7 protein-coding genes and 4 pseudogenes are annotated in these 9,730 nt (G+C 48.4%); 8 read left to right on the top strand and 3 right to left on the bottom strand.

Annotated elements, in window-relative coordinates:
• The first annotated feature begins 607 nt into the window (after window positions 1-607).
• Together ACD630_RS15370 and ACD630_RS15365 are read left to right on the top strand one after the other, a co-directional pair.
• Window positions 608-1,891: pseudogene (locus ACD630_RS15370) on the top strand (IS256 family transposase).
• Window positions 1,892-1,904: 13 nt separating this feature from the next.
• Window positions 1,905-2,093, top strand: coding sequence for a helix-turn-helix domain-containing protein (locus tag ACD630_RS15365; protein ID WP_430359566.1), 189 nt, complete (start codon window positions 1,905-1,907; stop codon window positions 2,091-2,093).
• Here the strand turns inward: ACD630_RS15365 and ACD630_RS15360 are convergent.
• Window positions 2,061-2,995, bottom strand: a pseudogene (locus ACD630_RS15360) (IS5 family transposase). The gene ACD630_RS15365 and the pseudogene ACD630_RS15360 overlap by 33 nt on opposite strands.
• A gap of 147 nt (window positions 2,996-3,142) precedes the next feature.
• On the opposite strand from ACD630_RS15360, the pseudogene ACD630_RS15355 reads away from it, so the two are divergent.
• Both ACD630_RS15355 and ACD630_RS15350 read left to right on the top strand, forming a co-directional pair.
• A pseudogene (locus ACD630_RS15355) lies at window positions 3,143-4,012 on the top strand (hypothetical protein); the annotation flags it as partial.
• A 264-nt stretch (window positions 4,013-4,276) separates the two neighbouring features.
• The gene (locus ACD630_RS15350; RefSeq protein ID WP_430360076.1) at window positions 4,277-5,323 is read left to right on the top strand and encodes a DUF481 domain-containing protein; all 1,047 of its coding nucleotides are present in this window, start codon (window positions 4,277-4,279) and stop codon (window positions 5,321-5,323) included.
• Window positions 5,324-5,421: 98 nt separating this feature from the next.
• Here ACD630_RS15350 and ACD630_RS15345 read toward each other — a convergent pair whose 3' ends face one another.
• Window positions 5,422-6,120: a gamma-glutamylcyclotransferase gene (locus tag ACD630_RS15345; protein WP_430360075.1), complete on the bottom strand. Its 699-nt coding sequence runs from the start codon at window positions 6,118-6,120 to the stop codon at window positions 5,422-5,424.
• Between the two features lie 397 nt (window positions 6,121-6,517).
• On the opposite strand from ACD630_RS15345, the gene ACD630_RS15340 reads away from it, so the two are divergent.
• Together ACD630_RS15340 and ACD630_RS15335 are read left to right on the top strand one after the other, a co-directional pair.
• A complete protein-coding gene (locus tag ACD630_RS15340) occupies window positions 6,518-6,802 on the top strand; it encodes a hypothetical protein (RefSeq protein WP_430359565.1) in 285 nt (94 codons plus the stop codon).
• A 48-nt stretch (window positions 6,803-6,850) separates the two neighbouring features.
• Window positions 6,851-7,069, top strand: a complete 219-nt coding sequence (locus tag ACD630_RS15335; protein WP_430359564.1) for a hypothetical protein — start codon at window positions 6,851-6,853, stop codon at window positions 7,067-7,069.
• 9 nt (window positions 7,070-7,078) lie between these two features.
• Here the strand turns inward: ACD630_RS15335 and ACD630_RS15330 are convergent, their stop codons facing one another.
• On the bottom strand, window positions 7,079-7,903 hold the full coding sequence (locus ACD630_RS15330; RefSeq protein ID WP_430359563.1) for an IS630 family transposase: 825 nt from the start codon (window positions 7,901-7,903) through the stop codon (window positions 7,079-7,081).
• A 146-nt stretch (window positions 7,904-8,049) separates the two neighbouring features.
• Here ACD630_RS15330 and ACD630_RS15325 point away from each other — a divergent pair, with 146 nt between their 5' ends.
• Window positions 8,050-8,790, top strand: coding sequence for a hypothetical protein (locus ACD630_RS15325; RefSeq protein ID WP_430359562.1), 741 nt, complete (start codon window positions 8,050-8,052; stop codon window positions 8,788-8,790).
• Between the two features lie 218 nt (window positions 8,791-9,008).
• A pseudogene (locus ACD630_RS15320) lies at window positions 9,009-9,691 on the top strand (siderophore-interacting protein).
• Window positions 9,692-9,730: the final 39 nt, after the last annotated feature.

Here is a 9,730-nt window from a genome sequence, read left to right as displayed (position 1 = left end):
ATTACGGCCAATATCATGTTTTATAAGCTATGCCAAAAGACATTCATCATATGCGTTGAGCCAAAATAACGGCAACGTTGAGATTTCTGCATTCATAAAACAGGAATACATTGTTCAAATCTGTCACTTTCAACCTCTGTAATATGCTATTTCTCACTTTTTGTTGGATTTTTTCCGTCACACAATAAATATTCATATCCGGCCTATAAGCACGCAGGAAAATATAAGCTGGCACATTATTCTTCTTTTATTTACCGTGCGCAGAAGCGCGAGCGGTAGCAGGCGTTCTGCTTTACAGTCATAAAATATAACCTGACGATATTTTTTTCGCGTCGAGGGATCCGCTACGGTTGATAGCAGGCAATCCATGGGGAGAAGTGAGATGACAACCCGTAAACCTGCGCCAGAAGCGCCTTGTAGTACCAATACACTTAGTTTAGTAGTGATGTGTTATAGCTAAACGACTTAATTTTGATTACATTATTTAAATGAGCTATTCAATTGATTTTGAGTTATGCTTATTTCTGGTGTACGGGGTTTCGGGGAGGGTGGTGTATCCTGCTGATTGATTTCGTGGATGATTTCAACAACAGAGAGATGATACCCCATGAAAAAGTCTACCCTACAGGTCTCCGCAGAACCAGATATTGCCGCTGATCCCTTGCATGAACTCATTCGTAATGGTGCCAGACAGCTGATAGCTGCCGCCGTTGACGTTGAGCTCGAAGCCATGCTGCAACAACATGCTGAACGCCGCCTTGACGACGGGCGTCATGCTGTCGTTCGTAACGGCTATTTGCCACAGCGAACCATACAGACGGGTATTGGGGATGTTGAAATTAAAGTGCCCAAGGTCAGGGAGCTCAGCGGCAACGGAATATGCTTCAACAGCGCGTTGTTGCCGCCTTATCTGAAACGTGCAAAAAGCGTCGAAGAGTTGCTACCATGGCTGTACCTGCGAGGCATATCCACCGGTGATTTTCACGAAGCCCTGAGGGCGCTTCTCGGTGAAAAAGCTAATGGCCTCTCTGCCAGTACCATCAGCAGACTGAAACAGCAATGGCTTGAAGATCACAGGCAATGCTGCCTGCGTGATTTAAGCGATACGCGCTAGGTTTATTTCTGGGCCGATGGCATATACAGCCATGTCAGGCAAGATGATCGCCTTTGCCTGCTGGTCATTATCGGCGTCACTGAGCATGGACGTAAGGAGCTGGTTGCGGTTGAAGATGGTTATCGAGAGTCAGAAGCAAACTGGGCCGAACTTCTTAATGGCCTGCGAGCACGTGGCCTAACCGTATCTCCCAAGCTGGCTACAGGAGACGGTGCCCTTGGTTTTTGGAATGCAATGGCAAAGATATTCCCGAACACGCAGCACCAACGCTGTTGGGTGCACAAAACCGCTAATGTGTTGGATTCACTCCCCAAAGCCATGCAACCGAAAATTAAGGCTGAGCTGCGGGAGGTTTGGCTAGCAGAGAGCCGCGATGCCGCTAATGAAGCCTTTGATGTTTTGTTGGCAAGGTTTTCAGCGAAGTATCCTGCAGCGATGAAGAAGCTGGAGAAAGCTCGAGAAGAACTGCTGGCATTCTACGACTTCCCGTCAGAGCACTGGGCGTCAATAAGAACGACAAATCCGATTGAATCGGCTTTTGCGACTGTGAGGCTACGAAGCAGAGGCGCGAAGAACGGTGGTTCGAGAGAAACAACCCTGTCAATGGTATTTAAGCTGCTCCAGTCAGCTCAGAAAAGCTGGAACCGACTAAGAGGATTTGACCTGCTGACCTTGGTTGTAAGCAACGTCCAATTTAAGGATGGAGAACAGATTCACGAAGCATCAGAGCGGAACGTAGCCTATCGCCATACACCAGATTTGCTAATAACTCATTGATTTTAGACGTAAAGTGATATCTACACGGGAAGAAGAAGGGTTGAGTATCCGAGAAACAGCGAAGCAATTTCGGATTGGCCCTGCCTCTGTATCGCGTTGGATTAATCAAATAGAGGCTTTGTTGAATAAATCAGAACTTGTAACGACTGCGCCCCATACGGGTCGATTGTTACGTGATGCGAATACTGTTCGGCATTCCTAATAGCGTGATCAGGTTAAGCGCTTTGACCATGACCATGGCCATGGCTTCACCCACCTGACCATCGTAGTCTCTCAGACTTAGATGACCACCCAGAAGCCTTTTGAACCGGAACATGGCCGTTTCAGCCACTGAGCGCCGGTGATAGCCCACTTTCTTTTTCCAGATATCTTTACTACCGCTAATGCGCTGATTTGCAACAGCGGGGTTACGCTCGTGGTAGCGATCTTGCCAATATTGCGCCCCCCTTCGTGGCGGGATAAGCGGCCTTATTTTCTTCCTCACCAGAGCATCATAGCAGTAAACTGTATCCTAAGCGCCGTCAGCCGATGCCTCTCTGATTTTCCGGTGGGTCTGGTTTATCAGCGCCGGTAGAGCTTGGGCATCAGTCGTACCACTGAGCGACAAATCCGCACAGATAATCTCATGCGTCACACTGTCTACTGCCAGGTGCAACTTACGCCATACCCTGCGTCTGTCGGCACCATGCTGCCGGACTTTCCATTCGCCTTCGCCAAAGACCTTCAGGCCGGTTCCATCAATGACCAGATGTGAGATTTCACCACGGGTTGGCGTTTTTATGCTGATGTTCACTGTCTTTGCTCGCTTGCTGAGCAGCGAATAGTCTGGACAATGGAGCGACAATTTAATCAGTTTAAAAATCGAGTCACCAAAGCCCTGTAAAGCCCTCAATGAAAGGCCAAACACGCGTTTCATCATCAGGACTATGGTGATGGCCATATCTGAGTAGTGGAGCGGTCGTCCACGCCGTTCAGTAGTGTTTTTTTCCGTCCATGCAGCAATGGCTGATTCATCTAGCCATACGGTTAGAGAACCGCGCTGCTTGAGGGCCTTGTCATCTTATAAGAGGGCCAGTTGGTGATTTTAAAATTTTGTTTTGCCATGGAGACCTGATTTTGAAACAACTGTGTTGATCTGCTCCGATGATTACCCAAAAGTTCTATTTATTCAACAAAGCCCTTCCCGTGTAGATATCACTTTACGTCTAAAATCAATTGAATAGCTCATTTAAATAATGTAATCAAAATTAAGTCGTTTATCTATATTTGATACCAGCTGCCTAGATTATTTGGAAGCAGCAGTTCGGTATGCCCTACACCGGTTTACTGCAATGCGGGCCTATTTTCCGTTTGCCAGAATTTTTAGCAGGGATTTTAGGCTATGCGCTATTCCGCCATTATCGCGATCGCGCCAGAATGCCGCTGACCAGTGGTCAACGTTCCGGGGTTGCCGCGTTCATTCTGCTGAATTTCATCGCGGGTGCTTGGTTGTTCACTAATGGCGAGGCCTACTGGTATTTCTTGTTGCACAACGGTCTGCTGCTGCCCGCTCAGGTGGGATTAGTGTGTCTGAGTGCGCTGGCAGGCGATCCAGATAGTCACTGGCTGCGCCATTGGTCACCGCGATTGGGTGCAGCATCACTCTCTATAGCCAAGCGACATTATTTTGATAACAATTAGCTGTATTTTTTGCCACATATCAGGGCATTGGCTGTAATCATTTTTAAGTCGGTTGGCTATATTTTTGCGTTGCATGTTCCGCTGTTTAATCTGTTCCGAACGCTGGAGCAACTGTTACGCGGCGATCCTAAGATCTGCTTTAGCGATTGGGAGCAGTGCGCCGTGGCCGCCGAGAACGTGCAGCTTTCACTTTCCGGCTACGGTATATAGCCAACCGACTTAAAAATGATTACAGCCAATGCCCTGATATGTGGCAAAAAATACAGCTAATTGTTATCAAAATAATGTCGCTTGGCTATATTTCCGCTGGCAACCGTGGTTATCTGCTTACTATTCCAGGAGCAAATTGTGACGCGGGTGTGCCAATTTCTCACAACGCGTTTTCTGCCACGTAAGGCGCGTCCTGAGAGAAACCTGCGCAAGCCACAACAGACGGCATGATGTCCCTCCCCTCTCTTCGCGCCACCAGACGGCGCAGAGGGGATAGCACCTTATTGAAATGTGATTTTGATCTGGTTATAGCGCTTAATCATCATTGATATGTTTTATAACAATTTAGATTCTAACGAATCGATGTTTTATTGTAGAGCCAGATCACATTTCCTGTTACTGTTTGCAGTGTCGAAATTAACGGCCCAACTGCTTTAACCAGCGCCATTGGCAACATTATTCATCAACGACTTCCACTGTATTATCTCCCAAAAAATGACACATACTAAACGCGCACTATCTTCCCTAGGGTTGGCCTTTGCTCTGGCAACGGCTGGCACGTCTGCAAGCTACGCCGATACGGTCTGGCTCAACAACGGGGACAAAATTACCGGGAAAATTACGCTACTTGACGGCGGCAAACTGTTTATCACCACGGATTATGCAGGCTCCGTTTCTGTTGCCTGGGATCAGGTCAAAACCTTCGAATCCAACCACGGGTTGGTAATTCAGGGCGAGCGCTATGAAAACGGCGTGCTCTATCCTAGCCTTAAAGCGGGTGAAACCCGTTCCGTCGTCGGCGCGCCTGCCGGTGCAGGTCAAGGTGAACAAACGCTGGCTCTGACTAATATCAAATCTATCGTTACCGCGAAACCGTTGGTCACTGACTTCTCTTGGAAAGGCAATATCGACGCCGGAATGTCGCACAAGAAGAGCTCTACCGAGACAGAAAATTACGACGTCACCCTCGATACCCGGATGCGCCACGGCACTTGGCGTCATAACGTGGATGGTACATACCACGAAGCCACAGAGAATGATGTGCGCAGCACCAAGAATGCCTCCGGCGAATACGCACTCGATAAATTTCTCGATGAGCAATTGTTCGTCCAATCGCGTTACTATTACAAACGCGACTGGATCGAGAACATCAAGGTTAACCGCTCGTTCGGTCTTGGTCCCGGTTACCAGTTCTGGGACAATGAGTTAGGCGCGTTCTCTCTGACATCTCTGGTCAACAGCCAAACCTTTACCTATCAGAATGAAGCGGAAGGCAAAGAAGACAACTTCTACTCCGCCGGTCTGAAATGGGCCTACAACCGTTATCTGTACAGCAAAACCATTGAAGCCTTCACCAACGGTGAAGTTGGACGTTCACTGGATGGTACTGCAGCCATCTATTTGAAAGCGGAAGGCGGCTTGCGCTTCAAGTTGACCGACTGGTCTTCATTGAGTATGCGCGTGGTGCGCACCCGCATCGAAAGTAATCAAGGGGATGTGGACGATACCATGTATACGCTGGGCCTTGGCGTAGGTTGGTAACCCGTTGTGTCGCTATTGACTGATCGATTGCGGTCAATGGCGACGCGATAAGGTGTTGTTCGATGATGTGTTAATTAACGCGATGTTGGTTAACGATGCTAAACGCCCCACCAGTCGCCCTGCTGTGGATGTGCCTGCTTCGCCTGTTCCTGAAGCTCTCGCACCCGCTGCGCCAGCGCCGTTAAGCACTCATCGGCCATACCGTGTTTTTTGAGCGCCTCTTCCAGTGCAAACAGATACTGTGCATTCGTTCCCAACGGGCCGCTGGCTCTGGCAATCAGGGGAGCAACGCGGTGTATGCAGGTATCCGCTTCGATCAGAGGATGTTGATCTTGCGAAACAAACGTCAACGCCGTGAGAGTTTCGCCGTTTTGGCAGTGCAAATCGCACCATTCCGGACGGTAGCAACCAGTGATCATCTCACGCTTCCACAGCAGTTCCAGCTCTTCATGCAGTGAAGCCTCTGGCAAACGAAATGCCATACCGGTCGTTTTCCCACCTTGCATTAATGCCAGCATGCGTCCAGGTTGCGTTGCCGTACCGCGTCCTGCCGTAAGGCGCAGGCAAAATGCACGCTGCCAGCCGGAAAGTGTGGCCAAACGGGCTTCCTCCGGTGTAAATACCGGATTCCACATCAGTGAGCCATAACCAAAGATCCACACCGGGCTATCAGGGCGACGCGATAGCGTCTGGTTCAGGGAGTCCGCTCGCTGCTGAGGCGTGAGCAACAAGTTTTCTTCGATACAACCAAAAGACGTACCACAATCAGCCTTTTGTAAAAAATCGCGTGTTAACAATACCTTAAAACCCCCAACAGCCAATAACCGAACAATAATCGCCGCGTTTTTTCTGCCAAAAACAGCGTAACTGCTTAAAATTTCTGCAACTCATTCCAGAATATGCCATTCTTTGTGTGGCAATCAAGCTTGATCTTAATCACAAAGGGCTAAGGTAACGCTGAAATCGTAACAAAAAAGGGTGAACAACGCTTTTTTAGACACACGTGCTTTTTGCCTGTCACTAAAATGATAATCACTATCATCAACATGCTATGATGTTGTCCATCAAATCAGTAATTATATCGGCTGAATGATGGAGAAATTTAATGGCTCATCCAACAGGTTTTCGCCCAGCCCAACCCCGACTAATCTAGGCATAGGTATCTACACATCTTTTGCAATATCTGCTATTACGTTGCTGCATGATCTCAACTTATCCATCGGCGGGATTGGTGCCCGCCTTAACCGGCGTTATCAGCGTCTGGTTAAGCAACACATGACTCCCGCAGCACCATTGACGTCAGCCGTTAAAGACCTTGCCTGCGCGCAGAAAACAACATTCACCACTACTCAGGCCGTTTGGCTTTTTTTTAATAATGAACGTATTAGCTTCAGTCAGCTCAATGAACCGATTATTTCGCTGGCTCTCCGGCAGGTTGCACTTAGCCCGCATCCATACGCTCTCGTCGTTCACGACTGATCTCATTTACAGTTTCGTACCCACAATGGGAAAGAAGAACGTTTGAAAATGACGCATGGTGGCGACGTCGGTTATGAACTACAAACCAGCCTACTGCTTGATGCTGCAAATGGTTTACCAATAGCGCCCCTGTCTCAAACTCTAACCGATAGGACGGGTTGTCGTTCAACGCTAACCGAGGGCTTGTCTGAGAGTCTGACTCATATGGATGCTTTGACGGCTGATATCGCCCGCGTTGAGTCTCTTGATACCGGGAAGAAGTTATAGCCAAGCGACTTAATTTTGATCACACCATATGGACTGAGAACAAAATCTCTGTATCGCAACCACTCTCTCTTTTTTTGCTTGTGCCCATTTATGCTCAATGGGGTTAAGATCTGGCGAATATGTAGGCAAATACTCCACCATGTACCCTGCATCGATGATGACTTGTTGAATATTATGTTTTTTGTGAAAAGTTGCATTGTCCATCACGATTACACTGTTTTTAGGGAGTACTGGGATAAGGACTTGTGTGACCCAGGAATAGAAAACATCGCTGTTAATATTGATATCAAATAATCTGATAGGAAACAGCGTTGTGCCTAATAACGCGCCGATAACATTTGTTCTTCCCTTGGCTCCCCCGTTCTTCAGGCCAAAACACCGTTGACCTTTTGGAGAATAGCCGTGAGTCCGTGGGATATCGTGTGGAAAACCACTTTCATCAATAAAAACAATAGGTTTACCTTCTTTTTCATACTGTTGTATTTTTTGTTGAAATGCTTGCCGGGCGCTTTCGTCGGCTTTCGGATGACATAGAGTTTTTTTATAGGTCAATCCCAGCTTTTTAAGAGCTTGCCAAATAGCCTTCTGACAAACGCCAAAACGCTCTGCACGTTCTTTTTGGTAAGCATCTGGATATGGTTCAACATCTTTTATCAACTCGGATTTATCGCTCTTTCGCTGACGCGTGGTCGATGCTTTTGACGCTATTTGATTAATCCAACGCGATACAGAGGCAGGGCCAATCCGAAATTGCTTCGCTGTTTCTCGGATACTCAACCCTTCTTCTTCCCGTGTAGATATCACTTTACGTCTAAAATCAATTGAATAGCTCATTTAAATAATGTGATCAAAATTAAGTCGTTTAGCTATAGTTCATCTCATTGACCGTGAAGGTGATTCTATAGCCAACCGACTTAAAAATGATTACAACAGATACCCTGATATGCGGCAAAAAAGCATAGCTGGCTGTTATCAAAATAATGTCGGTTGGCTATATCGGGTATATGCGCACATTAAGCTCCCAGGGAATATGTTGGCTTATCCGGGGAAAGGAAGGGCATCGGGCCGAGTGGGGCGGTGACACCCGTAAAATTGGTGAAATTGCAGACGATCTGCCATTTATCGCAAACGGACAGGTGGGCTGGAAAGGGAAAAAAGCCAATATGGAGATCGGGGAAACATCCGTGATCATAACACGAACAGCAAAACCGAAGCGGAAAAACAAGAACACCGGACGGCGAGTGAAAGTTCAGCCAGGCGTAGCTCTGACACTCAGATTAGTTGTGGTTCGCCTTACCGATACTCACGGTAAATTTATCGGACGCTGGACGCTGCTCACAAACGTTAGCAACGAGATCACCAGCGCGGAAGTCGCTCGCTGGTATTACTGGCGCTGGGGTATTGAATCCTTTTTTAAGCTGCTGAAAGGTGCCGGTCATGATGTAGAAAAATGGCTTCAGCGCAGTGCTGGTGCCCTGCTACGCACTAGCATGGCATGTGTGCTGGTATGGCAGCTGCAACGCGCTGAAGGAGACGACAATGCGGCAGCCCGTCAGTTAATTTGCCGATTATCCGGACGACAACAAAAACGAGGGCGTAAAGAAAGCGCCCCAGCGCTGCTTGCCGGACTATCCATCCTGCTAAATACCTTGACGTTATTAGCAGACTATACCCCGGAAGAACTTGCCCACTTAGCTATGGTGGTTTTTAACCCTTTATGATGTGTAGATACCTATGCTAATCTAGGTTAAACACATCACCGATCTCTCACCGCACTTGCGCTGCATCACTTTTCACAGCGATACACTGCCCGACTATCCGGCAGTCGGGCGACATGCTGCACATATCAAACTATAGCCAAGCGACATTATTTTGATAACAATTAGCTGTATTTTTTTGCCACATATCAGGGCATTGGCTGTAATCATTTTTAAGTCGGTTGGCTATATTTTTAGCGCACCCAGGCCAGAAAGCGCCTACATTACCCACATTGGGTGAGCGAGGCACGCAATGGCCTGAAGGCGAAGCGCGCCCCGTCGGGCGCACTTATACTATTTATGCATTCCGGCCAGAATTGGGCGAAGTGGATGTTGCCTTTGCCTTGCACGACCACGGCGGACCCGCCGTCACGTTTGCCCGCAACGCGCAGCCCGGAGACAGCGTAGGCATTACTCAAGCGGGTGGTCCGCACCCCATGCTACCTGCGTCCAGCGCCTATTATCTGGCAGGCGATCCCTCTTCACTGCCCGCCATTGCGGCGCTGCTCGGCGCGCTACCCTCCGATGCTACCGGCCATGCCGTTATCCGCATCGACAGTGAGGCCGATCGTCTGCTACTGGCCCCCCCACCGGCCTCAGCGTGCATTGGGTGGTCGGCTCGACCGCCAGCACGGATACGCTGTTGCAACAGTTCCACGCCGTGACGCGCGATATTGACGCCAGCAGTGCATTTTTCTGGTTGGCGGGCGAAAACCGCATCGTGGTGCAACTACGCCGTTACGTACGCAGAGAATTCAAGGTTGAGAGAAATCAGCTCTACGCTGTGCCATATTGGCGTGAAGGGTTAAACGAAAAGGATTATCACCAGAAACGTCACCATGTCATGGATAATCCGGATGATTGAGTGGGGTAAAATTTACTAGCTACATCAATACAGTGGGGA

Source organism: Symbiopectobacterium sp. RP (genome assembly GCF_050472005.1).
Lineage (GTDB): Bacteria > Pseudomonadota > Gammaproteobacteria > Enterobacterales > Enterobacteriaceae > Symbiopectobacterium.
The sequence above is the reverse complement of the archived record's forward strand: the minus strand, read 5'-3'. Positions and strand labels throughout refer to the sequence as shown.

Bases quoted from the DNA above. Each gene is read 5' to 3' on its own strand.
- ACD630_RS15325 (WP_430359562.1), top strand. From the start codon at position 8,050: ATGTCGGTTGGCTATATCGGGTATATGCGCACATTAAGCTCCCAGGGA.
- ACD630_RS15330 (WP_430359563.1), bottom strand. From the start codon at position 7,903: ATGAGCTATTCAATTGATTTTAGACGTAAAGTGATATCTACACGGGAA.
- ACD630_RS15335 (WP_430359564.1), top strand. From the start codon at position 6,851: ATGACGCATGGTGGCGACGTCGGTTATGAACTACAAACCAGCCTACTG.
- ACD630_RS15350 (WP_430360076.1), top strand. From the start codon at position 4,277: ATGACACATACTAAACGCGCACTATCTTCCCTAGGGTTGGCCTTTGCT.